Genomic DNA, 25292 nt, shown 5'->3' on the forward strand with positions numbered 1-25292 from the left:
TAGGGGGAAAATACCGAATATATCGTGTGTCGGGGTGTGAGCACCCCGACACACGGCGGTTTATTTCTGTCCTTTCAAGATTTTTTCGTAGCGAGGCATGTCTTTAAACAAATCAAGCGCTGCCTTTACTTCGGCATCTGTGCGGAATACGTATTCGCGCTCTCCTTTTTGGAGGTAATAATGCGAAACAATCTCCCGTTCTAGTAAGTGCTTAATGTCCTTTTTGAACATCGCCAAATCACTCTCTTTGCTATGACCGAGCTTGGTTTTGAGCGCTTTAAGTTGTTCTTGGATAACATCAAAATACTTTTCTTTTTTGGCCGATGCCTCAAGCGCCCCGAGGTCTTTTTCTACCTGTGTCACGTAGTCGTATTCTTTGTCTTTTAACCAAGTCGAAAAAGCTTGATAATCGGCATCGGTCAGCTCAAATTCTTTGGCAGTTTTGATGGTCGGGTGTGCAGCGCGATAGTGCAAGGCATAATCAAACAATAACCCTTTGGCGTTCAGACTTGTCACAATTGTCGGCAAGGCAGGCAGTTCGGTAGCTACATCAGGTTCTACCCCACCTCCGTCATATACCACGCGGCCGTTGCGGGTCTTGAAGGCCACTTTGAGCGAGTCAGGTACTTTGGCCACGCTGCCGTCGGGGTTACGGTGGCTATAGTCAATGGCCTGAATACAACGCCCGCTTGGGATGTAATACTTTGCAACAGTTACTTTTAATTTGGTGTTGTACGACAAATCGCGGGTGGTCTGGACAAGACCTTTGCCGTAGGTTCTTTGCCCCACCAACACACCACGGTCGTAATCTTGCATCACACCCGACACAATTTCAGAAGCTGACGCACTGCGGCCATTGACCAGCACCACCAACGGAATATCGGTATCTACAGGGGCCATCGGGGCGGTGTAGGTTTTGTTCCACTCGGTTACTTTTCCACGGTTCGATACCACTTCGGCATCCTTGGGAATGAACAAATTGCAAATCAATACCGCCTGGTCAAGCAAACCACCAGGGTTTTCGCGAAGGTCAAGCACCAATTTTTTCATGCCTTTTCCTTTGAGTTCAACTAGCGCATTTTTTACCTCACGAGCGGCGGTTTGGTTGAAATCCTTGAGGTCGATGTAGCCTACTTCGTCGCTGAGCATTCCATAATAAGGTACATTTCCTGTCTTGACAAACTCACGCGTTACATTGACTTCAATCAGGTCTTTGGTACCCACGCGGCGTACGGCGAGTTTCACCGACGAATTGGCTTGCCCTTTCATGAGTTTGTCGGGGTTGGCATCCTTACGGGTGGTGATGTCAATTCCGTCGATTTTGACAATTTCATCACCTACGTGAAGGTTTGCTTTGGCGGCAGGAGAATCTTCCAGAATGGAATAAATGATTTGTTTGCCTTTGTTGGGGGTGATTATTGCCCCGATGCCCGTGTATTGGCCCGTGGTCATGGTGCGATAATCTTCAATTTCGTCTTCGGCGTAGAAGTTGGTGTAAGGGTCGAGGTTTTTAAGCATAGATTCTATGCTCATTTTAGTCAACCGATTGGGGTTGATTTCGTCCACATAATAGCGATTAAGCTCCTTAAACAGCGTGGCATAAATGTCTAAGTTACGGGCGATTTCAAAAAAGCGTTCGTCATTGCGGAAGGCAAAAAAACCTACGGACACAACGCACACAGCGGCAAGAATGAGTTTACGGAAATGTTTCATGGTGGTCCTTTTTATCAAAAACGCGTAAAGTGTCACGAAGTTATGAGATTTCCCCAAAAAAACGAGCGATGCCTCGAAAGACATCGCTCGCCATGGTTGGGAAAGGTTTTTAGACCTTATTTTCCTCCTTCAAACATTTGGAAGAATTGGTCAAGTTTTGGAAGAATGACGATTTCAGTACGACGGTTTACGCTGCGGTTTTTGCTGCTGTCGTTCGCTACTTTTGGTACATATTCTCCACGGCCACCTGCGGTCATACGCTCAGGTGCTACGCTGTATTTTTTCTGAAGTGTACGTACCACTGACGTTGCACGCTTGGCACTCAAATCCCAGTTGTCTTCCAACACCGATGCGCTGTTGTACGGTACGCTGTCTGTGTGGCCTTCTACCAAGATGTCGAAATCTTTGCGGTCGTTTACTACTTTAGCAATTTTGCTCAACACAGTTTCAGCTTGTGGCGTGATTTCGTAGCTGCCGTATTTGAACAACATTTTGTCTGAAAGCGAGATATACACCACGCCCTTTTTCACTTCGATGTTTACGTCTTCGTCGTTCACATTGTCAAGTGAGCGCTTGAGGCTCATCACCAACGCCAAGTTGAGTGAATCCTTGCGACGCAAGTTTGAGTTCAAATCTTGGATGTAAGAGCTCTGACGGTTTAAGGCATCCAATGATTTTTTGATGCTTTCTGCTCCATCTTTACTTACGATTGACAAGTCAGACAAACGGTCAAGAAGGTTGGTGTTTGTACGTTTCAAGTACGCCAATTCATCTTCCAATGCTTTGAGTTTAGCACGCTCGTTGGTAACATCGCCATCTTTCAACTTGATTTGGCTTTTCAAATCGCTGATGTCATTGTTAAGTTTTGAGGTCAACGCGTCGCAATCAGCCTTGTTTTTGTCCAACAATGCTTGGAGTTCAGCTTTTTCTTTGTTGAGTTGGGCCAGTTGTTTCTTGTTGCAAGATGCAAAGAGGAGAACAGACAATGAAAATAAAACAATTTTTCTCATTTTTTATGAGGTTAAAAGTGGATTATATAGTTAGGTATTTGCTACAAACTTAAAGCGTTTGCTTCAACTTTTCGCTATATAAACTCAATTCTTTGCAATTTTTACCACTGTAAGGGCAATTTTTTTTCAAAAAAAGCGATTTGGAACCTTTTTGAACCGTTTTGGAGTAGTAATGTAGGAAAGCCTCTTACATGTCTAAGTAGGTTATGTAAGGGACTTTCCATAGAAATGAAAAACAGGAAGAGACGTAGGGGAAGTCGTGGCCAAATGACTAGATTTACGAAAAAATTCCTATTTTTACGCCCGTTTTCAACCCCCAAATCCAGAATTTTACACATACAATGAGACAAATACTTTTCCGTGAAGCTTTACGTGAAGCCTTGAGCGAAGAAATGCGTCGTGACTCACGCGTGTTTTTGATGGGTGAAGAAGTAGCCGAATACAATGGAGCTTATAAAGTGAGTCAAGGAATGCTTGACGAGTTTGGGCCAGAACGCGTTATAGACACACCTATTGCAGAATTGGGTTTTGCTGGTATCGGGGTAGGTGCTGGAATGAACGGTTTGCGACCTATCATCGAGTTTATGACATTCAACTTCTCGTTGGTAGCCATCGACCAAGTGATCAACTCTGCTGCTAAAATCCTTTCGATGTCAGGCGGACAATACAGCTGCCCTATCGTATTCCGTGGGCCTACTGGGAACGCGGGTCAGTTGGGCGCACAGCACTCTCAAAACTTTGAAAACTGGTACGCTAACACGCCAGGTTTGAAAGTGGTTGTTCCGTCAAACCCTTATGATGCGAAAGGATTGTTGAAGGCATCTATTCGTGATAATGACCCCGTTATTTTCATGGAGTCAGAATTGATGTATGGTGATAAAGGCGAAGTTCCAGAAGAAGAATACATCATTCCACTTGGAAAAGCGGAAGTGAAAAAGACAGGTACTGACGTAACCATTGTTTCTTTTGGTAAAATGATTCCGCGCGTTGTTAATCCTGCCATTGAAGAATTGGCCAAGATGGGTATCAACGCCGAATTAGTCGATTTGCGTACTGTGCGCCCTATTGACTATGCAACGGTGATTGAATCTGTCAAGAAAACCAACCGCTGCGTAGTGGTAGAAGAGGCATGGCCATTATCGTCTATTGCTACCGAACTTACGTACATGATCCAGCGCAAGGCATTCGATTATTTGGATGCTCCTGTAGTACGTGTAAACAGCATGGATGTGTCGCTACCTTATGCGCCAACCTTGATTGAAGCCGCTTTGCCAAACGTAAAACGTACGATTGATGCCGTGAAAACGGTAATGTATCGTAACTAATAAACAGTGCGTACTGTAGATAAAAACAAAAAAGCCCCCGACGGGGCTTTTTTGTTTGGCACGATTTTTTAGTGGTATCCTATCATAAAACCATTATTTTTGGAGTTATTCATCCAAACGTCTTTTTTAACGATGAAACAGCTAGTTGTAACCTTATTTTTAGCCGCTGTGGTGAGCACAGGGCTTTATGCGCAGACTTCAGACGCAAAGGCAGATTCTGTCTTTTTAAAGTATTATACAGCCACAGGTGGCAAAGCATTGTGGGATTCGGTTCAAACTTACACCCTCAAACAAGCCTACCGTGCAGGAACGGCCAACGACTTTGATTTGGACATCAAAGCCTCAGTGCCCTCGCAGGCAATGGTGAAGGTGCGTACCATTTTAAAACGTGATTTTATCTATGGCATCAAAGCAACTGATGGCTGGCTCAAAATCCCCATTGGTAGTCGTGACAAGGTAACACAGTACCAAACCAGCAACTTGAGTGATAAAGAACGCGAGAACATGCGTCGCGAACTCACGGATATACTTATCCCTTTTGATGATTATACCACCAAAGGCTACATTGCTACGGTCGTTGGAACGGAGCAAATCAATGGCGCTGCTGCCACGCAAGTAGAGTTGGAAGGAAAAGGCGTGAAATACAACCTGTATTTTGATGCAAAAACGGGCTTGCTCCTCCGAGAAAAGTTGACATTGGCAACGGGCGAAATTCAAACCCGTGACCATGCCAAATACGAAAAATCAAAGTATGGTCTTTCGTATCCTTCAGAAACGACGTATGTAAGTAGCATTGATAAAAAAACGATGAAGGTCACAACGGTGGCGGACTTCAACGTGAAGTTTGCCGAAGATCCGTTTGTGAAATAGAACTTTTTGGTGCATCGGGTTGTGAGTAACCCGATGCTTTTTTAGTGAATCAACATTCCCTCGCGGGGGCTAAGGGGCTATTGAGTGAAAAAAGTAGGTAGAGGCATATTGTTTGTTGTACTGGGGCTACTGCTAGTGGTCGGTTCGGGGGTGGTTTGGCTTCAAACTACTTCGGGCCAAGACTGGCTGACCCAACAAGCAGTGTCATACCTTCGTAAAAAGCTTAATACAAAAGTGGAAATCGCCCAAGCCCGCTTTTCATTGCCCGACTGGATTGAACTACGTGGGGTGTATGTGGAAGATTTGCGGCGTGATACGCTACTGGCGGGAGGACGCCTATACGTGGACTTGGACGTGTGGGGCTTGCTCCAAAGTCGGGTGGGTATTAATGAAATCCAACTCGAAGACATTCGCCTCAAAGCCTACCGAACCCTTCCTGATACTACCTTCAATTTTGCTTTTGTTACCAAAGCGTTTGCATCGGAAGATACCACGCCCGATACCACGACAGCACCGCTGGATATGCGACTGGATGCCATTCAGCTTCGCAATGTGCGCGTATCGTACCAAGACGTGCTCATCGGCACCGACGCTGATCTGTCGCTGCCCGATGCGCGTTTTCAATTTTCTGCATTTAATCCGTCATTGAACCGCTATCATTTATCTAAAACCGACATTCGCTCGGGAAAGGTAGCGGTGAAAATGTACCAACCCCTTCGCCAAGATACGACTCAAACTGCCGCTACAACGCCTGCTTCTGATTCGCTTGATTTGAAACTGGGCATGGTTCGCTTGGCAGACTATCGGGTGACGTATGAAGACGAAAAACAACAGATAAAAACCGCTCTTGCCATTGGAAAAATAGAGGTAGAAGCTGAAAAATTGTTTTTGACCAAACCGTTGGTTGCCCTCAAAAAATTAGGCGTCGAGAATACCGACATTACGTTTCGTTCGGGTGATTTTGGCCTAGAGCTTCAGCAATTTCAAACCCAGTTAGATAGTTTTTTATTTGCCCCAGAACGTATTTCGGGGCAATTAAAATCAGGGAGTTGGTTAGAAAAACGACGGGGTGCTGTACGCCAACTTCGTGCTGATTTTGTCTATACGCCCCGCGAAGTATCACTACAAAATCTACTGTTACAAACCAACGAAACGCTACTCCAAGATCGGGTAGTGTTGCGTTATGCTTCGCTCGATGATTTTTCAAAAAACATCGGAAAGGTCGGATTAGATGTGCGTTTGACCAAAAGCCAACTTGGCTTTAAAGACATCCTTGCTTGGGTTCCTTCGTTGAAAAAAACACCTCCGTTTACCAAAAATCCTGCGGCCATCGTCAAACTCAATGGACTTGTTCAAGGGCGAATAGATGACTTGGTTTTAAAAGGTGTTGACATTAGTACCTTAGAAACAACACACTTACGGGCCGAAGGGCGTATCAAAGGCTTACCCGACCCTCAACGAATGATACTGGATTTAAACATCGCTGACCTGTCGTCTTCGAGGCGAGATTTACAGCGGGTTTTACCCGATAGCGCCCTGCCTGCTACCATCGAATTGCCCGAAAACCTGCGCTTATCGGGCAAAGTAAAAGGGAGCTTAGACAACTTGCAGTTGGATACTCAGTTGGCCTCCGACCGAGGCAATGCGACCTTTACGGGAAACCTCAAAAATTTTGTAAAAGGCCGTCAACAAAGCTACGATGGAACGCTCGCTTTGCTGGAGTTTGACGCAGGAAAATGGCTCAAACAACCGCCTTCGGAATTGGGAAAACTTTCGCTCAAAGCAACGGTGGTTGGACAAGGCATTGACCCTAAAATGCTCCAAGCAGACTTGACAGGTGTGGTCGAAAAGGCCGATGTGAAAGGCTATGTATATCAAAATTTGGCCTTAAAAGGGAGCGTACGCGAGCAAATCGCTGACCTAACGGCTGCTATTGCTGATTCCAATATTTCGCTAACATTGGCCGCCAAAGCAAATTTAAGCACAGACTATCCCACATTTTCATCGCAATTAGACATCCTAACGCTGCGCCTAAAACCGCTTCATTTATACGGAGAAGATTTAGAAATAAAGGGAGGAATAAACGCCAATTTTACCTCTACTGACCCCGAAGACCCACGCGGAACGCTCCAAATCACCAACGGAATTTTGGTGCAAAAGGGCAAAACCATTCCATTACAAAACATCCAAGTAATACTCGATAATCAGCAAGGAGAACGCTTAGCGCGGATAGATGCGCCCTTCTTAAAAGCCAAAGCTACAGGTACGTTTCGTTATGTTCAGTTGGCCGATGTCGTGTTGACTGAAATCAACCGCTATTTTTCCCTCCCCGATATTTCGTACAAACCTGTGACGAGCCCGTATCGCTTGTTGATGGAAGGAAAAATAGCCAATCACCCTGCGATTCAGGTATTTGCTCCTGAACTGACTCGGATGGATACGGTGCGTTTCTCGGTGAATTTGGACAGTCAGCGCGATACTACGTTGCTGGCGCGCATTTCGGCACCGCACGTCGAATATGATAGCATGGTGGTCAAAAATGCTGATTTTGGCGTACTAGGGGTCGAAAATCAAGCCAATTATGTAGGGCATGTGGACAGCTTTTTGTACGACACCTACCAAATCAAGCGGGCGGCAGTAGAAGGCCAAGTGGCGAATAGTTTGGTAGGTTTTAATGCTTCTTTCAAAGATTCATTATACCAAAAACAACACGAAATCGCAGGCTCGTTGGCAAGTGTGGATAACGCTTATCGTTTGCAGCTTGCCCCCAATGGCTTGTTGCTTGACTACAAAGCTTGGCAAGCAGCTCCCGATGGCTACGTTCAGTTTGGTAAAGAAGGGCTGCTGGTCAAACAATTTGGTTTGCAACAAGACCGCCAACGATTGCTCATCAACACCACAAATGATACGCCTAACGGCCCTTTGCGGGTTGAAATGGATAGCCTTGATTTGGGCGCACTGACCTCTCTGGTGATGGATTCGTTGCAGGTAAGCGGTAAGTTGGGAGGGAATGTGTTGTTACAAAACTATACCGAGTCGGCTGTATTTACGGGCGACTTGGGCATTGAAGGCTTTAAATATACCAACATTCCGATTGGAGATTTGAAAATCAAAGCAGCCAACGAATCGGCCTCTAAGATTGTGGCGGAAGCAACCCTCAAAAGCCCCCAAAACGATGTGCGTTTGACGGGTAATTACCTGCTGAAAAGTAAAACTCCGCTCGACTTGCAGGTGGACATTCGTAAGCTTGGAGCGCAGACGATTGAGGCATTTAGTGCGGGGCAGCTTCGTCGTGCTACGGGGGCTTTGTCAGGCAAAGCCACCATTCGAGGGGCAGCCGATAAGCCGCAAGTAGAAGGTGAGGCGCTGTTTGACAGTGTAGCTTTTAATATCACCAAACTGGGCGCCACGTACCGCATTCCCAATAGCCGCTTGCAGTTTGCCAATTCGGATATATTTCTCAAAAAATTTGTGGTTAGAGATACCCTCAATCAGCCCTTGCAGGTGGACGGAAAAATCAACTGGGCCAACTTACCGAATGTGGCTTATAACCTGACGATTGAAGGAAAAGACTTTACGGTGCTTAACGCCTCACGCAAAGAAAATGACTTCTTCTACGGCAAAGGCATTGTGGACGCCAATTTGCACATCGAAGGCGTAGGTACCAATCCAACGATTGACGGGTCGGTCAAACTCAAACAAGGAAGTGATATTACGGTCATTATGCCTGACGATGATTTGGGCAAGGCAAGTACGGAAGGGATTGTGGAGTTTGTGAATAAATCAGATACGACTGCTACACCCAATGTAGGGAAAGAAACAGTTGCGCCGTTGGCTTTTGGGGCAGGTATTTCGCTCAACTTAGAAGCCGACGACCGCTCGCAATTGACCATTGTGGTGGATGAACTGAACGGAGATAACCTGAAAGTAAAAGGCAATGCGCAGCTCAATGCGGGCATCACACCCGAAGGACAACCGTATATTTTGGGATTATATGAACTTACCCAAGGGTCGTATAACCTTACTTTTGAAATTTTAAAAAGAGATTTTACTATCCAAAAAGGCAGCCGTCTGCTCTGGACGGGTGACCCCATGAAAGCTGATGTGGACATTACGGCGGTGTATCCCGTTGTTGCCGATTTAACACCCCTCCAAGGTAAAGCCGCACGGTACGGCAAAGTGCCGCTCGAAGTATTGCTCAAAATGCAAGGAAGCCTTAGCAGCCCGCAGATTAGCTTTGAAGTACGCCCCGATCCCACCAAGGTGCCAGCTAGTGTGCGTAGCAGCATCGAAGAAGATGGCGTTTTTAACAACATCAAAGACCCCGTTCAAATGAATAAACAGGTGTTTTCTTTGCTGGTCTTGAATAAATTTATGGGGGAACAGTCGTCTGATTTCTTCTCGTCGGTCAATCCCGAAGTGATAGCCCGCCAAAGCGTGAGTAAGCTTCTGACCGACCAACTCAACTTGTTGGCTTCAGATTTGATCAAGGGAGTTAAACTCAATTTTGATGTAAACTCAACCGCCGTGGCAACAGGAAGCGGCAGCTCAGGCCAAACCGACTTGAACGTGGGGTTGAGCAAAGCATTTTTGAACGAACGTTTGACGGTGAATGTGGGGCGAAACTTTGAGATTGAAAGTGGAAACCGTACCCAAAAATCCACCGAATTGGTCGATAACGTCAATATCAATTATAACCTGACCCGCGATGGGCGCTATGCGGTACGCGCTTACCGAAAAAATCAGTATGAAACCGTTTTAGAAGGATTTATTGTAGAAACAGGCGTGAGTTTTGCCGTTGTGTTGGACTATGAAACCTTCAAGGAAATGTTTAAAAAATAGGTTCTCAAATTAAAAGTAAATGTCAAGAATTACTGCTGTATGGCTTCTTCTGGTTGGAATCGTGCTGAGCAGCTGCTCGGTATCGAAGCACTTGCCTGCGGGAGAAAGTTTATACATGGGGGCAGAGGTGAAAGTGGTGGCAGACTCGGGGGTATCGGCCAAAGATACCAAGGCCGTGAAGGCAATGATAGAACCCATTATTCGCCCAGTGCCCAACAGCAGTTTGTTGGGGTTCCCGTACAAAGTTTGGTTTTATTATTTTATGGGCGAACCTACCAAAGAAAAGAGCTTTCGCGGGTGGTTTCGGAAGCGCTTTGGAGAGCCTCCCGTGTTGGCAAGCCGTCGGGCTGTAACTGCCAACAGTGAAATAGTGACGAATTATCTCACTAATGAAGGTTATTTTCGCACCGAAGCCTCGGGGGAGTTGGTCGAAAAAGGACGTACTGCCAAGGCCCATTATACGATTGCCCTAAAACCACGGTATTTGATTGAAAACGTCGAATTTGTGGATCCCAATACGGGACGAGGTTTTACCCGAGAGTTTCTCAAAAACCGCCAAGCGTCTTTGCTAAAACCAGGGCAGCCTTACCAGCTTTCGCTCATTGAGGCTGAGCGCCAGCGGATTGAACGGGATTTGAAACGCGTTGGGTTTTATTACTTTCGCCCCGACTACCTCATTGTCAAGGCCGATACCAACCTCAAACGTAATCGGGTAAACCTGTACGTGGAGCTAAAACCCAACACAACCCAGTTGGCCCTGAAAAGGTATTTTATAAAAAATGTATATGTTATTTCGGACAATGGCCTGCTGCGTTCGGATACCTTAGCGGGGGCAGTGTCGCGTCGTGGTTTTCAGATTGTGGATCCTGCAAGGGCATACCGCGTTCGGACCTTTGCCGACGCCATTGGTTTTCGCCCCAAGGCAATGTATAGTAGTGACATACAAGATGTGTCGTTGTCGCGGTTAATCAACCTCAAGAATTTTAAATTTGTCAAAAACCGTTTTGAACTACTTCCCCGTTCTGACTCAGCACTGTTGGATGTATATTATTATTTGACACCGCTGAAAAAGAAATCATTGCGGGCAGAACTAAGTGCCGTTACGAAGTCAAGCAACCTCACAGGGTCGCAGCTAAATCTGACGTGGCTCAACCGTAACCTGTTTCGAGGGGCCGAAATGCTACGCCTGACGGCCAATGCGGGGATCGACGTACAGATGGGAAGTCAGCGGAATATCAAAGTGCGGGATTATTACCGAACCAGTGTGGAAGGTGAACTGTCGTTCCCGCGTTTTGTCTTGCCTTTTTACCGAATGAACCCCGCCAAAAACCAAACATTGCCCAAAACAACGTTGACGGTAGGATACGAAGAGTTATCGCAAAAAGATTTTTATACCCAAACCTCAGTGAAGTTCAACTGGGGCTACGTATGGCGGCGAAGTACGAGGTTTGAACACTCATTTACGCCCATTTCGCTCAACATTGTCAAACCCCGAAACATCAGCGAGGCATTGGTGGACAGCATCACTAAGGCTACTACATCTTTGCAAGATTTACTTCGGTACTTTAGTATCCTCGAAAACCGCCTCATCTTGGGAGCGCAGTACAATTTTAGTTTTACACCTCAGCCTGCTTTTGGTAGCAAAGGAAAGTTTGTGTTAAACGCGGGAGCCGATATTGCAGGAAATGTGGCGGGTCTCATTGCCAAAGGCCGCCAAGAAGTGGGTTTGGTGTTTGGCATTCCGTACGAACAATACGCGCGTTTCGACGCTGATATGCGTTACTATTACGATTTTACGCCTTCCATCCGTTGGGCCAATCGTTTGCTCGGTGGAGTCGGAATCCCCTACGGAAACTCGTTTGCCTTGCCTCAGTTTAAGCAATATTTTGCGGGTGGAAGCAACGGGATTCGGGCGTTTCGTGGGCGGGCCATTGGGCCAGGAAGCTACCAGCCCGACTCACTGAGTTTGTTTGGCTTTACTTCCTTTGGGGATATTCGACTGGAAGCCAATACGGAGTTTCGTTTTAAAGTAAATCAATACATTGAAACGGCGCTTTTTGCCGATGCGGGCAATATCTGGATGTACCGAAACTTCGAAAACTCGTTTTATTTTCCCGAAGACAATGCGGTTTTTACCAATAAGTTTTACAAACAAGTAGCCGTAGGAGCGGGGCTTGGCTTGCGTTTGACCTTGCCGTTTTTGTTGCTGCGCTTCGACTTAGCGACACCCCTTCGCAAGCCTTGGCTTCCCGAAACCGACCGCTGGGTCATTCGTCAAATGGACTTTGGAAGCCGTAGCTGGCGAAAGGAAAATTTGGTACTCAACATTGCCGTGGGGTATTCGTTTTAGACTACACTTCGGCCACGCCAAAGGCGCGCTCGGGGGCTTTCCCTTCGGCAACGAGAAAACCGTTGGGCGTCAGGTGGGTAAATTCCTTAAAATCACGCACCAAATGCTGATAATCATAATAGCCTAGTTCGAGCGCAATTGTAAGCCAATCTTTGTGAGGGTGCGCGTTTTTGAGTTTGACAGCTTTTTCAAAACGTGTAATTCGGTCAAAGGTTTTGGGACTTACACCGACCCTTTCGGTAAAAACTCGGTGAAACTGGCGCACACTCAAGCAGGCGTCCTCGGCCAAAGAATCCATGACGGGGGCTCTGTTTTGGTATAAAAGAACTTGCGCCACTTTGTCAACCCCAAGCGATGGGCGTTTTGATTTTTTGATACAATCTTCCAAAAAACGCTCCGCTAACAGAATAGCCCCAAAAGGGTCGTCTAAATTGGAAATCTCTTCGTGAACCGAACGAATATTGCTTCCCCAAATCGCTTCCGCGTCAATAAACGTGTTGGTCAATTCGGAAGAAGGAAGCCCCGTGAGTCGAAATAAAGCCGTTGGTTGCAACACAATCTGCAACGCCCAAAAATCGCGTCCAATGTATCGGTTTGTCAGCAAAGTATGTTGGCCGTTGAGGGTACATTTGGGGTGTTTTTGGAGCGGTGCATCGTTGGAATAACCTACGTTTTGTAAATCTCTCAAATAAAAAACCAAGCACTGTTCGGGGCGGGGCACGTAGGCTTTGAAAGGCAATACCTCATTTGTCCCAAACTTAAATCGGATGATTTGGTGTTTGCGGACGTATTCTTGCAAATGCAAACTGGGCAGTACATCTTTCAGAATAACCATTTTATTTTAGGCTTAAAGGTGGTCCTACATTTTTCATGCCGTGCGCCATGGTGATTTGTTGAAACTCTTCTTCGGTCGGTGGCGCTTTCAATTCATTCATTTTTAGGAAAAATTCTTCCATTTTTCCCGCAGGCTGCACCATATAAATCAGCTTGCCTTTGTCGCTCAGTTGAATCCAAGTGTGAGGTATCTTGCGGGGTAAAAATATCGTATCTCCCTGATTTAAAACCTCTTCTTTTTCGCCCACCCGAAACCGATAGGTTCCTTCTACCACCGTAAAGATTTCGTCTTGGTCGTTGTGTACGTGCAAGACGGGGCCTTCTTTGACATGGCCAATATACTCAAAAACAGCCAATTGGCCATTGGTATCTTTTCCCGAAATCTTAACATCGTTGGGGTTGATACCTTTGTAGGGTGTATGAATCCCAAAACGAGCTTCTCCATTTTTAACGAGAAAAGGCTTAGGGTTGCTTTGGGCAAACGATTTGGGGGCAAAACTGCCAGCCGTAGCTACTGCGGTGGCAGAAAGAAAGAATCTCCGTTGCATACGAATGAAGTGAATTTTGTGCGTGAATGATGACACAAAAGTGGAAAGACGGAGGGTAAAGTTGGTGGTAAAAATCGGACGTTTTGGGGCAAGGAGAGTAATTTTTGGGGTTGAGTTTCTTTTCTGAGCATTCGCCTTAAACCTTAATCATGTCGCAAAAATCTACCTTACAGCACCTTGTTCAAATTCCCGTTATTGTTGCCGCACTGGGATATTTAGTAGATATGTATGACCTCTTTTTGTTCAGTGTCGTGCGTGTCAATAGCCTCAAAGCCTTGGGCGTATCGGCCGACCAACTTCTTCCCGAGGGGGTTTTCTTACTCAATACTCAGTTGGCAGGGTTGCTCATTGGCGGGGTGTTTTGGGGCATATTGGGCGATAAAAAAGGCCGTCTTTCCATTCTTTTTGGTTCAATTTTAATGTACTCGCTGGCCAATATTGCCAATGGCTTTGTCCAAACCGTAGAGCAGTATGCTTTCTTGCGTTTTATCGCGGGCATCGGTCTCGCGGGCGAACTAGGTGCAGGAATAACGCTTGTGTCAGAAGTGTTACCCAAAGAAATTAGGGGCTACGGAACTACGGTCGTTGCAACGATGGGGCTCGTAGGGGCAATCATGGCTAATTTTGTGTCCGATTGGTTCGACTGGCGGGTATCGTACTTTGTAGGCGGTGGCATGGGGCTTGTGCTGCTGATTTTACGCCTCAATGTGTTTGAGTCTGGGTTGTTTGAAAAAATAAAATCGCGGAAAGTCCAGAAAGGTAATATTTTGATGCTGTTCAACAATCGTCGCCGTTTTACCAAATACCTATTGTCGATTCTCATTGGTATTCCTTTGTGGTTTGTGACGGGGGTATTGATGACTTTTTCGCCCGAATTTGGCAAAGCCGTCGGACTGACCGAGCCCATTTTAGCGGGAAAATGCGTCATGTTTGCCTTTTCGGGGCAAATCGTTGGTGACATCGTCAGTGGGTTGGTGAGTCAGTACCTCAAAAGCCGCAAAAAGGTCATGGGGCTGTTTATTCTGCTTTCGTTCGTATTTATGCTCGCTTACCTGCTATTCCCCGTCAAAAGCGCCGATTCGTTTTATATAATTTGTGTGTTATTAGGCTTTTGTAACGGTTATTGGACGATTTTTATCACGATTGCAGCCGAGCTTTTTGGAACAAACCTGCGCGCGACGGTGGCTACCTCCGTGCCTAACGTGGTGCGTGGAACCGCCATCATTCTTACGTCGGCATTTGTAGCGCTAAAACCCAGTTTAGGAATCATCAACAGCGCCGTATTGATTGGAACAGTCACAGTAATCATAGCCTTGGCATCGCTGTATTTCTTGGAAGAAACTTTCACCAAAGACCTCAATTACGAAGAATGAGTTGAACTCCTATCGAGGGATTGTATATTTTATTACCTTACCGTTAAATGCGACAAAATTTTCGGTAAGGTTTTTTCGTTTTTAGTAAGACTTACCCCCTTTGAGATTAGATTTTGCTTAGAAACGCAGCGTAATCAACAAAATTTGCGTAAACAAGATAACAACATAATACGTTGAAATTAGGCACAAGATTTGAGGAAGAGGAGAAAGAGACTAAACCAATGAGAAAGCAACCCTACATATTTCTTGTTATCATCGGCTTATGGGCGTTGGGGATGGCGTTGCCTACCCAAGTACACGCTCAGTTTGACGTAAAAGGTAAACTGTGTATTCCAGACGTAGAATGTAAGAGCGATTCTGTGACATTTTCGGATACACTCAAGACCTCCACGGCTTGGCTTTGGGACTTTGGCGACCCAGGAAGTGGTACACAAAATACTTCTACCAAGGTCAGTGCCAAACACTTGTATCAAACGCCTGGGCCTTACACCGTGACATTGACCAGAACAGTAAATGGCGTACAGCAAACGGTTACTAAAACCATTAACATCGGTGTTCCTCCGCCACAGTTCCCAGGATGGCGACGCGATACCATGATTTGTAAAGAAGATTTGGGAAAATTAATCCTGAATCCTTATCCTTCCAATGCACCTTCTGGCGCTAAGTATTTGTGGTTTCCCAACGGAGATTCTACCCAAACCATGCGCGTGGACAGCTCGGGCTGTTATTCGGTAGAAGTAACCAACGCCGAAGGCTGTACCTACGAAGACCGCATCAACGTGAAAGTTTGTCTGGAACCTGAGCTGCCACCTGATTCAAAATGGTATTTTGGTACTAATGCAGGTATTAATTTTGTAGGAGGAGGAGAACCACAACCAATTACAGATAGTCAGATAAATACATCTGAGGGCGCTGCATCTATTTCAAATGCTAAAGGGCAACTACTTTTTTATACCGATGGTACTAAAATATATGATAAGAATGGAGGTGTAATGCCTTCTAAAGATGGAAGTACTACCCCTTTAGCAGGAAGCTCAAATTCTACCCAATCGGCCTTGATTGTTCCCAAACCAATTTGTAGAGGGTGTGAGTATTTGTACTATGTATTTACAACTTCAGATATTAATGGTACAAAACAACTAAGCTACAGTCTTGTTGATATGCGTGGTAATGGAGGGAAAGGCGAAATTGTGGAAAAGAATATACCATTGAATCAGGGCTCTCTTGCTACGGAAAGAATTGCAGCTGTACGAAATGACAGGGATTCGACCTACTGGGTAGTCACCCATGATTATAATAGCAATGCTTTTAAGGTATATCACGTAACCAAAGCGGGTATTGAAGGCCCTACGGCGTATCCGTTGGGAACGCTCCAAAATACACCTAGCCAAGCAGAGGGGTACATGAAATTTTCTACCCCTGATTCAACAGGACAAAAGTTAGCGATTATTGTTCCTGGCCCGCCTCGTAATTTAGTTCAAATTTATACTTTTAATGACACAACAGGACAACTTTCGGGGCCGACACTGACTCTAGATTTAGGAAAAATGCCACCTAAAGCATATGGGGTGGAATTTTCATCGGATGGTACTAAGATGTATGTAACCTTACAAAAAGATGACAGTGACACAACCCTATCGCGCCTTTATCAGTACGACATTAGTTTGGGAGACTCAGCCCGCATTGCTGATTCCAGAATACCTATTGATAGCTCGGCAACTGAAGTGTACGGGGCGTTGCAAAGAGGGCCAGATGGACGCATTTATATGGCGGTTAAGGGAAGTGAGTATTTGGGAGTAATTAATAACCCAGATGAGGACTCTAAAGAGGAAGTTAAGTTTGAATTACAAGGAATTCATTTAGGAGGAAAACTTAGCCAATTAGGTTTGCCAAACTTTGTGGCTTTACCACCACCACCACCTAGTGGCCCAAGTATAAGCTATAAAGATACTTGTTCAAATCAACCTACAACTTTTAACGGATCTCCACGTTGTGAACCAATGAAAGGAGATCAATATATTTGGAATTTTGGTGATGGTTCAGCTTCTATGACGGGGCAACAAGTTCAACATACTTATCGCGAGGCAGGAACTTACACAGTGACTTTGACACAAAGACATCCTTGTAGAGATACTGTCATGACTCAACGCATCACGATTATTGCCACACCTGACCCGATTAAATTACGTAATATTCCAGATACTTGTGTACCTGTTTTAACTTTAGATGCAGGCGTAGTAGCAGAACAATATGAATGGTATAGAGATGGAAGACCGTTTGCTAGAACTAAAACAATTACTCTACAGCCATTAGGAGGGTCGGGAACATACCGTGTTGTTGCATCTAATGGAATACTAGGCCAGTGTTCATCTCGTGGTAGTGCTGAAGTTAGAATAAGACGACCTCCTGCATATTCACTTGGATCAGATACGAGTTTGTGTGTTGGTGTAGGAAGTGTGGTGTTGGATGCGAGACCTACAGTTACGCAATGGGATGAGTTTTTATGGAGTACAGGAGAAAAAACGGAGTTAATTACAGTCACAAAACCAGGTGCTTATATTTCCCGTGTTTATAATAGGGCGCTTCAATGTTTTAACGAAGATACCATTCAAGTTCGACCCTCACCCAAAGCACGAATGCAAGCGACCCTTACCCCGCCGACGGGCTGTACCACGCGCGACGGTAGAATTGTGATTGGAAGTGCCACGCCTGCGGGCAATTATACCTTTAGCTGGTTTGGCCAACCGAACGACACGCCACTAACGGGCACTGGAAATACGTTGGCGAGTTTAGGCGAAGGGACGTACAAAGTCCGACTGACGGGGAATCCGACCGTTTGTCCGACCGATTCGTCGTTTACCTTGCGAGTTATCAAAAACCTGCGACTACAGCCGACGGTGGTTGATGCTCGTTGTACCATCCCAAATGCAGGAGCTATCAACCTTTCAACCTTGGCAGGAACTCCTACGCGCTATGTGTGGACAAATGCAACAGGTGGAACGGTGGGGACAAATGCGCCAATCATCAGCAACTTGTTGCCAGGGAAATACAACGTGCAAGTGACCGATGCGGGTGGGTGCGATACCACCCTGCGCGACATAACGGTGGGAGTCTTACCTGAGAAGTTTCTAAGCCTTGGCCCTGACCGTGAAAAGTGCATTGGTGATACGGCTTTGTTGGTGCCAACCCTTCCCAATATTGCAGGAAATCAATACCAATGGAGTACGGGAGAAACAACCAACCGAATTACGGTGAGTCGCGCAGGCACGTATTCATTGACAGTGACCAACGCCGTGACGGGCTGTACCGATACCGACAATTTTGTGTATTCGTTGGCGCCTAGGCCCGTCTATGATTTAAACCGTGATGTAGGGTTGTGTGATTTGGATGTGGGTGCAACGGCAACATTAATTATTCGTCCTACGACGCCCAATTTACGCTATCGTTGGTTTCCGCCTCTTGATGCCACAACGCTACGGGTTACTGTAAATCAGGTTGGAACGTACCGAGTAAGCATTACCAGCCCTGCCAGTTGTGAAGTTACGGACTCCGTGCAAGTGGTGGTGCGGTGCGAGCCTCGATTGTTTATCCCTGACGCATTTTCTCCAAACGGGGATGGCCAAAATGACCTGTTGGATGTGTATGGCGACCACTTGAGCGATTTTGAATTGAAGATTTTTAACCGTTGGGGAGAAGTCATTTTTTACACCAACGATATGAACGAGAAGTGGGATGGAAAATACCGAGGTACGTTTTATCCTCCAATGACCTATCCTTATGTGGTCTCATTTAAGTCTAAATTTTTCCCAGACCGCCCTCGTATTTCTCAACGAGGGGCGGTGACGCTACTCCGATAACCCAAAGTAGAGTTATCGTGGAAAAGCTTCTAAGATACGCTTGACAATCCCATCAAGCGACGAGTTTTCGATCCAGCGAACGACCATCACGAGTTCATGGTCGGGGTCAACATAAACGATGTTTGTCCCGTTACCAACGTGGTAATAAACGTTCGCTGGAGCACTTGGAAGCGGTTTGCGGTCGGTATTCAAAAACCAGTTCATATACCCATAGGTCGGTTGGGCTGTTGTAGGGGTTGTGGCTTGTTTTACCCATTGTTCCGACAACAGTTGCTTACCGTTCCAGCGGCCGCGATGCAGGGTCAATAGTCCGAAGCGAGCCATGTCATAGGCATTGATAAACATTCCTCCGCCCCAATGCCCGCCGCCACTCACCGACTGTGCAGGCTGTCCATCGAGTACAATCCACGCATTGCGATATCCTGTCCAACGCCACGTATTCGACGCGCCGATTTCGTCCATTATTTTTTCTTTTAGGACTTGGGGCAAAGGTTTTCTCCAAACACTCGTGGCAGCCAAAGCCAGTGCATTTACGCGTACGTCGTTGTACTCATAAACTGCTCCAGGGGTATTCCGAGGGCGAGTCAGCCACTTTGATGCATCGGCGTCGGGGCGGTCGGCCCAGTCGGGCTTTCCCCAAAGCGTCCCTTCCCAATCCGAGGTTTGACGTAGCATGTGGTCCCACGTAATGCGGCGATTGTGAGGTGTATCAAATAAGTTCAGAAGTTCAGGTTTGCCAAACTCTTCGGCTGGGCGCTGCACGGGTTGTCCGTACAATTCGATGGGTGGAACATAGCCCGCCACGGTGTCGTTTACACTACGAATCAGACCTTTATCCACTGCCAATCCTACCACTGTGGATAAAAAGCTCTTGGTGACACTGTGCGTAATATCGCAGCGGTTGGGTTCGCCCCACTGCGCCACAATATACCCTTTGTAAACAATGATGCCTGTTTGGTCGCCACGGTCGTTGAAGGGGCCAATGGCAAACCCATACGGTTCTTTTCCAAAAGTCTGGTAGTGTGACTGCTCCATGCTGCGCGGGTTTTTGGACTCCGATGCTTTCGCAAAAGCAATCGCTTCGGCCAATTTGCTAGGATTTAAACCCAGTTCGGCGGGTGTTTTTTGTGCCCATGTATGAGCAGGTGGGAAGTAAGGAGTGGGTGTAGTATTTTTTTGACCAAAAGAAGCAATAGCCAATGTCCAAAAAATCAAACCAGTAGCAACAATACGCATAAAGAGTGAGTTAAAATGTAAATTTAAAAGTAGGAAATTTTCAAAAAGCAGAAGTACATTTGTTACAACTGTTTTTTAACATTTCTGCCTATTCACTGGCAGTGTCGTAATCGTATGGAACGTTTTCTCCCTCTTTTTCCCTTGGCGTTGGTAGCTTATCCTACCGAAAATCTCAATCTCCATATTTTTGAGCCGCGTTATCGCCAGCTCATCAACGAATGTATCAATGAGCAAAAGACATTTGGGATTCCTACTTTTATTGGCAACAAACTCCCAGGCTACGGAACCGAAATGGAAGTTGTACGCCTAGTCAAACTTCACGAAGATGGTCGGATGGACATCAAGACGCGAGGAATACGGGTTTTTAGAATACTTACGTTACAAAATCCAGTGGCAGGAAAACTGTATGCGGGGGGAGATGTAACGTTTTTTGAAGATACGGATACTCCCCAAGGCGCGATGGCAGAGTTGCTGTTTCAACTCGACCGTCTATATACTTTACTTCAAACAAAAGTAGATTTTAATCCTGACATAGCGCCTTTCTCGTATCAAATTGCCCATAAAATTGGCTTATCGCAGGAAGAAGAATATCACTTGCTGACGATTCGTTCGGAAGCAGAACGCCAACAATATATTTTACGGCATTTGAATAAAGTACTTCCCGTCATGTCCGAAATGGAGCGTACCAAAGAACGCATCCGCATGAACGGACACTTTAAGAACCTCGATCCGTTGAATTTTTGATGTAGTGCTATGGGTTGCTCATGCCCCGCTTTATCGTCGAATTGGGAAAAGAGAGGCACGTTGATGTGTTGCGGGTTGCTCACAAACCGCTTTATTCCCGCATTCTGAAGAGATTTTCTAGCGGCCGTTTTCCCGAAATAACATTGGCAGCAAGTTCGCCTAGCGCGGGGCCGTGTTTATAGCCGTGTCCAGAGCCTCCTCCCAAAAACCAGCAATTTTCGGCCTCGGGATGCGTATCCAGAATGAAGTTGCCATCGGGGGAGTTTTCGTAAGGACACACGCGGTTTTCTACCAAAGGAGCATTTTTTAATGCAGGAAAACGGTGAGCCATAAAAGCCCGGGCTTTGGCCAAGACCTCCGCATTTGCTACGCGTTCTCCGTGGGTGGGGTCAAAAATTTCCCCTCGTTTGTCAACCCCTACTTTAAAGCCTCGGTACGCATTGCCTGGAATCCCATAATAAAAATCTTCCCCGTCGAGGTCAATCCAAGCGGGCATTTGGTCAAAATACGCGGTATGTGATGCAGGCACACCTAAGTAGTAAGCTTCTTGTTTGGTACAGGTAATGACATCGCCAAGTAGCTCAGGAAACAGCCGTCCTAACCAAGAACCACAAGCAAATACGTACGCATCGGCCGACAACGTACTGCCGTTGGACAAAGACAGTGCTTCCATTTTTCCCTTTTCAACCGCAGTGGGTTGTACCAGTGCATTGACATAGATACCACCTTCTTGCACAAATGCTTCTAGTACGGTTTGACAACTTTCGCGGGCTTTGAGATAGCCTCCGTAGGGGTCGAGTACGAGGTGGTGCAAATCATCGGTATAAATATGCGGATAGCGCTGCGCCGCTTCTGTTCTTGACAAGTACTGGTATTCTAACCCGTGTTTTTTCATAAATGGCAGCGTTGCTTCAATCATTTCGGGGGCTTCGTCGTAACAAAACCACAAGACTCCCGCATTATAAAACATCTTTTTATCCCACCGCTGCTGGTGTTCGCGCCATAGTTCAATCGCCCGTATATTCAAGTCAAAGTACGTTTCATTTGCGCCGTAGGTGGAGCGAATGACCCGCGTCTCGTCGCCCGAACTTGCCCGCGAATTGCCTGGCCCCCAAGCGTCAATCAACGTCACTCGAAATCCTAAACGGCGTAACCACAAGGCCGTCCATCCTCCAAAAACGCCTGCTCCCACCACCGCGACGTGGGCTCGGCTGTCGAGTAAGGCTCCTTGTCGGGGTGCTTCAAAGGTTTGATTGTTTCGGGGAGCAAAGGTAGGTTGAGCAGGCATAGGTTTAAGATTTAGGACTTTACTGTATCTTCGCACCAACTTATGAGAATTTTATTAATTCACCAATATTTTTTGGAAGACAACGACGGCGGAGGTTCGCGTTGGAACGAAATGAGTCGATTTTGGCAAGAATCGGGGCATCATGTTACTGTATTGGCGGGAATGGTGCATTACATGGGGCATCGTCCTGCGAAGTACAATGGTAAATATTTTGATCGCAGTACCAACCAAGACGGCGTGGATGTGATTCGTTGTCACGTTTCGGAGTCTTATAACAAAAGCTTTGTCGGACGACTTTGGGCGTATTTTTCGTTTACATTTTCGAGTATATGGGGTGGACTTCGCTATGCCCGTGGCAATTATGATGTCATTGTGGTGACTTCGCCACCTCTTTTTGTAGGAATCACGGCCTACGTACTGTCGCTGTTCAAACGCACTCCCTTTGTTTTTGAAATCCGCGACTTGTGGCCCGAATCTGCCATCGACACAGGAGTACTGACCAGTGGCATTCTTATCAAATTTGCCTATTGGTTTGAGAAATTAATGTACCGAAAAGCCCGCCTTATTAATGTATTGACGCCCGCTTTTCGCGACAAATTGATTACCAATAAAGGCGTGCCTGCCTCAAAAATTATTTTCATTCCCAACGCAGCCGATTTTTCCTTGTCGGAAGAATTACTCCAGACGTTTGATGTAGCTACTTTTCGCCGTGAACATCAGTTGGAGGACAAATTTGTGGTGACGTACGTTGGGGCTCACGGGGTGGCCAACCACTTAGTACAGGTGCTAGATACCGCCGAATTAGTACGCGATACCAACGTTTTGTTTTTGCTGATTGGGGACGGAATGCTGAAAGCTGAGCTCAAGGCCGATGCCCAGCAACGTGGCCTGAAAAATGTCCGTTTTATTGATTCAGTTCCCAAACGAGACGTTTTTAAGTATATTTTAGCTTCCGATGTAGGTGCATCGGTATTGAAAAAAGTAGATACGTTCAAGACGATTTACTCCAACAAAACGTTCGACTATATGTCGTGTCAAAAGCCTATTTTGATGGCCATTGACGGCGTTTCGAGGCAATTGTTGGAAGATGCCGATGCAGGTTTGTACGTCGAGCCCGAAAATCCTGCTGATTTTGCCGCCAAAATTCGTGTATATTTACTGAATCCACCATTGGCAAAACAACACGGACAAAATGGCTACCACTATGCCCAAGCCCATTTCGACCGCCAAGTATTAGCTACTAACTACCTAGCAGCGCTGAAACAAGTAAAGTAAAGTTTTTTTCACATACAACAACTTCATGACTCAAGAAACCAATCCACGTTTAGCATTTTTTCGTTCTCAAATCGGGCAACAGATGACCCATAGCCCATCGGGTCTTGGGCGTTGGCTTAATGGCAAACTTGTTGATATCCAGGCTAATTTAATGGTCGTCGAGTTTGTCGTGCGCGAAGATATGACCAACCCAATGATGACCCTCCACGGCGGCGCGGCAGCGTCTATTATGGACGATATTGTGGGCATGTTGGTGTTTTCACTTGACCGCGAATACGCTTACACTTCTGTCAATCTTAACTGTGATTTTCTCAATGCCGCCCGCGTCGGCGACGTACTCACAGCGCGGGCCGAGGTGATTCGCGCGGGTAAAAACGTCATCCATTGCGAAGCTCGAATTACCAATGCTGACCAAAAGATAATCGCAAAGTGTAGCACCAACCTGATTCAGACCTCAATGAAGTTGGCGTTTTAGGAAAACTCAACTCATGATGTAGCGTTGCGTATGAAATTTTTGGTGATTTTGTTATACCTCCTTCCCACTTGTGTACTGTTTCTGTACAGTTGCGCACAGCTGAGTTTGGTCTTGAGTTATTGGCGGGGTAAAAAATCGGGAAAAGACCTGGTCTTACATTCTTTGTCGCCCCCTTCGCTGGTATGTGTACAACTTCCCATTTACAACGAGCGCTACGTCGTCGAACGCCTCATTGAGGCAGTTTGTGCTTTTGAGTACCCCAAAGAATTGCTTGAAATTCAGGTATTAGACGACTCCACAGACGAAACCATTGCGCTTATCGCTCAAAAAGTGTCGTATTATCAATCATTGGGTTTTTCCATTTCGCACATTCGGCGGCCTCATCGCGAAGGTTTCAAAGCAGGCGCGTTGGCATACGGACTAGCCCTTACTAAAGCCGAATTTATTGCCATTTTTGACGCTGATTTTATTCCTGCGCCCGATTTTTTACAAAAAACCTTGCCTTATTTTTCTACCCCTTCGGTAGGGGTGGTACAAACCCGCTGGGGTCACCTCAATGCGTCCTATTCGTTGCTCACTCAGCTCCAAGCCTTTGGATTAGATGGGCATTTTGTGGTAGAACAAGGCGGCCGCAATGCTGATGGGCATTTTATCAATTTCAACGGAACAGCGGGAGTCTGGCGCGCGAGCTGCATTACCGATGCAGGCGGCTGGTCGTCGGATACCCTCACCGAGGATCTCGATTTGAGTTACCGTGCCCAGCTTCGGGCTTGGCAGTTTGTGTATCTTGAAAACGTGGAAAGTCCCGCCGAGTTGCCTGCGACCATGCCCGCGTTTAAGTCGCAGCAATACCGCTGGATGAAAGGTGCTGCTGAATGTGCTCGTAAGAATTTGTGGAAGGTGTTTAAAAATCAGGCACTTAGATTTTCTACAAAAATTCATGCGGCCTTCCACTTGCTCAATAGTGGCGTGTTTATCGCGGTCTTTGTGATGGCGATACTCAGCATCCCTGCCTTATTTATTACGCACGAGTCACCGCGTTATCATGCAGTATTGGGGATTTTTCAGTTTTTCCAATTGAGCGTTCTTATTCTACTTGGATTTTATGGCACGACCCACTACGGCCGAAAGTCATTTTTTGAATTAGTCTGGCAATTACCCCTGTTTTTGACGGTTGTCATGGGGTTGTCGCTCCATAATTCCATCGCTGTATTTGAAGGGTATTTAGGAAAGAAAACACCTTTTGTCCGTACTCCTAAATGGGGAATTGTAGAACATCAAGGAAATTGGCAGCAAAAAAAGTACCTTGTTCGGAGCCTCAATCCGCTCACTTGGGTAGAGCTAGGTTTGGTTTTATACTTCGGTTTTGGCCTTGCACTGGGTTTATATTGGCAGACTTACTCGTTGGTTGGGCTGCACAGTATGTTGGTATTGGGGTACGGGTTTGTGGGATATTATTCCGTCAAACACTCGTTATCCTAACTTTTTTGGCCACAAAGGGCAACAAAAAACCCCGCCGTCGCGGGGTTAAATCTTTTGCAAAAGATGGTCG

At 46.2% G+C, this 25292-nt stretch carries 16 protein-coding genes; 10 read left to right on the forward strand and 6 right to left on the reverse strand.

The window, feature by feature from the left end:
* Positions 1-60 precede the first annotated feature (60 nt).
* Positions 61-1713 (reverse strand): S41 family peptidase, encoded by a 1653-nt coding sequence (locus AC23P2_RS09200; protein ID WP_487772922.1) that lies wholly within the window; start codon positions 1711-1713, stop codon positions 61-63.
* Between the two features lie 116 nt (positions 1714-1829).
* Entirely contained in the window at positions 1830-2723 is an 894-nt protein-coding gene (locus tag AC23P2_RS09205; protein ID WP_183975402.1) for an OmpA family protein, read from the reverse strand.
* 320 nt (positions 2724-3043) lie between these two features.
* Here AC23P2_RS09205 and AC23P2_RS09210 point away from each other — a divergent pair, with 320 nt between their 5' ends.
* The 4 genes from AC23P2_RS09210 to tamL all read left to right on the forward strand — a co-directional run bounded on the left by AC23P2_RS09210 (position 3044) and on the right by tamL (position 12110).
* Complete coding sequence (locus AC23P2_RS09210; protein ID WP_487773127.1) at positions 3044-4048, forward strand: pyruvate dehydrogenase complex E1 component subunit beta; 1005 nt, start codon at positions 3044-3046, stop codon at positions 4046-4048.
* A 132-nt stretch (positions 4049-4180) separates the two neighbouring features.
* Positions 4181-4918 carry a hypothetical protein gene (locus AC23P2_RS09215; protein ID WP_487772923.1) on the forward strand — a complete coding sequence of 246 codons (738 nt, stop codon included), beginning with the start codon at positions 4181-4183 and terminating at the stop codon, positions 4916-4918.
* Between the two features lie 84 nt (positions 4919-5002).
* A complete protein-coding gene (locus tag AC23P2_RS09220; RefSeq protein ID WP_487772924.1) occupies positions 5003-9760 on the forward strand; it encodes a translocation/assembly module TamB domain-containing protein in 4758 nt (1585 codons plus the stop codon).
* 19 nt (positions 9761-9779) lie between these two features.
* Positions 9780-12110, forward strand: a complete 2331-nt coding sequence (gene tamL / locus AC23P2_RS09225) for a translocation and assembly module lipoprotein TamL (RefSeq protein WP_487772925.1) — start codon at positions 9780-9782, stop codon at positions 12108-12110.
* 1 nt (position 12111) lies between these two features.
* On the opposite strand, the gene AC23P2_RS09230 is transcribed toward tamL, so the two are convergent.
* Entirely contained in the window at positions 12112-12945 is an 834-nt protein-coding gene (locus tag AC23P2_RS09230; RefSeq protein WP_487772926.1) for a helix-turn-helix domain-containing protein, read from the reverse strand.
* A 1-nt stretch (position 12946) separates the two neighbouring features.
* On the reverse strand, positions 12947-13492 hold the full coding sequence (locus tag AC23P2_RS09235) for a cupin domain-containing protein (RefSeq protein ID WP_472491432.1): 546 nt from the start codon (positions 13490-13492) through the stop codon (positions 12947-12949).
* A 149-nt stretch (positions 13493-13641) separates the two neighbouring features.
* Here AC23P2_RS09235 and AC23P2_RS09240 point away from each other — a divergent pair, with 149 nt between their 5' ends.
* Positions 13642-14865: an MFS transporter gene (locus tag AC23P2_RS09240; protein ID WP_487772927.1), complete on the forward strand. Its 1224-nt coding sequence runs from the start codon at positions 13642-13644 to the stop codon at positions 14863-14865.
* Positions 14866-15086: 221 nt separating this feature from the next.
* Positions 15087-18722 (forward strand): PKD domain-containing protein, encoded by a 3636-nt coding sequence (locus AC23P2_RS09245; RefSeq protein ID WP_487772928.1) that lies wholly within the window; start codon positions 15087-15089, stop codon positions 18720-18722.
* Positions 18723-18734: 12 nt separating this feature from the next.
* On the opposite strand, the gene AC23P2_RS09250 is transcribed toward AC23P2_RS09245, so the two are convergent.
* A complete protein-coding gene (locus AC23P2_RS09250; protein ID WP_487772929.1) occupies positions 18735-19958 on the reverse strand; it encodes a serine hydrolase domain-containing protein in 1224 nt (407 codons plus the stop codon).
* A gap of 114 nt (positions 19959-20072) precedes the next feature.
* On the opposite strand from AC23P2_RS09250, the gene AC23P2_RS09255 reads away from it, so the two are divergent.
* Positions 20073-20702: an LON peptidase substrate-binding domain-containing protein gene (locus tag AC23P2_RS09255; RefSeq protein WP_487772930.1), complete on the forward strand. Its 630-nt coding sequence runs from the start codon at positions 20073-20075 to the stop codon at positions 20700-20702.
* Positions 20703-20793: 91 nt separating this feature from the next.
* Here the strand turns inward: AC23P2_RS09255 and AC23P2_RS09260 are convergent, their stop codons facing one another.
* Positions 20794-21990 (reverse strand): NAD(P)/FAD-dependent oxidoreductase, encoded by a 1197-nt coding sequence (locus AC23P2_RS09260; RefSeq protein WP_487772931.1) that lies wholly within the window; start codon positions 21988-21990, stop codon positions 20794-20796.
* Between the two features lie 42 nt (positions 21991-22032).
* On the opposite strand from AC23P2_RS09260, the gene AC23P2_RS09265 reads away from it, so the two are divergent.
* From AC23P2_RS09265 to AC23P2_RS09275, 3 genes are read left to right on the forward strand one after another with little or no spacing between them, the layout of a single operon-like run.
* Positions 22033-23265, forward strand: coding sequence for a glycosyltransferase family 4 protein (locus tag AC23P2_RS09265; protein ID WP_487772932.1), 1233 nt, complete (start codon positions 22033-22035; stop codon positions 23263-23265).
* Between the two features lie 25 nt (positions 23266-23290).
* A complete protein-coding gene (locus tag AC23P2_RS09270; protein ID WP_487772933.1) occupies positions 23291-23740 on the forward strand; it encodes a PaaI family thioesterase in 450 nt (149 codons plus the stop codon).
* A gap of 30 nt (positions 23741-23770) precedes the next feature.
* Positions 23771-25222, forward strand: a complete 1452-nt coding sequence (locus tag AC23P2_RS09275) for a cellulose synthase family protein (protein ID WP_487773128.1) — start codon at positions 23771-23773, stop codon at positions 25220-25222.
* Positions 25223-25292 lie beyond the last annotated feature (70 nt).

This window comes from Runella sp. R0.1_18, assembly GCF_057652155.1.

Excerpts from the sequence above, each read along its gene's own strand:
- AC23P2_RS09200 (WP_487772922.1), bottom strand. The coding sequence starts at position 1,713 with ATGAAACATTTCCGTAAACTCATTCTTGCCGCTGTGTGCGTTGTGTCC.
- AC23P2_RS09205 (WP_183975402.1), bottom strand. The coding sequence starts at position 2,723 with ATGAGAAAAATTGTTTTATTTTCATTGTCTGTTCTCCTCTTTGCATCT.
- AC23P2_RS09215 (WP_487772923.1), top strand. The coding sequence starts at position 4,181 with ATGAAACAGCTAGTTGTAACCTTATTTTTAGCCGCTGTGGTGAGCACA.
- tamL (WP_487772925.1), top strand. The coding sequence starts at position 9,780 with ATGTCAAGAATTACTGCTGTATGGCTTCTTCTGGTTGGAATCGTGCTG.
- AC23P2_RS09230 (WP_487772926.1), bottom strand. The coding sequence starts at position 12,945 with ATGGTTATTCTGAAAGATGTACTGCCCAGTTTGCATTTGCAAGAATAC.
- AC23P2_RS09235 (WP_472491432.1), bottom strand. The coding sequence starts at position 13,492 with ATGCAACGGAGATTCTTTCTTTCTGCCACCGCAGTAGCTACGGCTGGC.
- AC23P2_RS09240 (WP_487772927.1), top strand. The coding sequence starts at position 13,642 with ATGTCGCAAAAATCTACCTTACAGCACCTTGTTCAAATTCCCGTTATT.
- AC23P2_RS09245 (WP_487772928.1), top strand. The coding sequence starts at position 15,087 with ATGAGAAAGCAACCCTACATATTTCTTGTTATCATCGGCTTATGGGCG.
- AC23P2_RS09250 (WP_487772929.1), bottom strand. The coding sequence starts at position 19,958 with ATGCGTATTGTTGCTACTGGTTTGATTTTTTGGACATTGGCTATTGCT.
- AC23P2_RS09255 (WP_487772930.1), top strand. The coding sequence starts at position 20,073 with ATGGAACGTTTTCTCCCTCTTTTTCCCTTGGCGTTGGTAGCTTATCCT.
- AC23P2_RS09260 (WP_487772931.1), bottom strand. The coding sequence starts at position 21,990 with ATGCCTGCTCAACCTACCTTTGCTCCCCGAAACAATCAAACCTTTGAA.
- AC23P2_RS09265 (WP_487772932.1), top strand. The coding sequence starts at position 22,033 with ATGAGAATTTTATTAATTCACCAATATTTTTTGGAAGACAACGACGGC.
- AC23P2_RS09270 (WP_487772933.1), top strand. The coding sequence starts at position 23,291 with ATGACTCAAGAAACCAATCCACGTTTAGCATTTTTTCGTTCTCAAATC.
- AC23P2_RS09275 (WP_487773128.1), top strand. The coding sequence starts at position 23,771 with ATGAAATTTTTGGTGATTTTGTTATACCTCCTTCCCACTTGTGTACTG.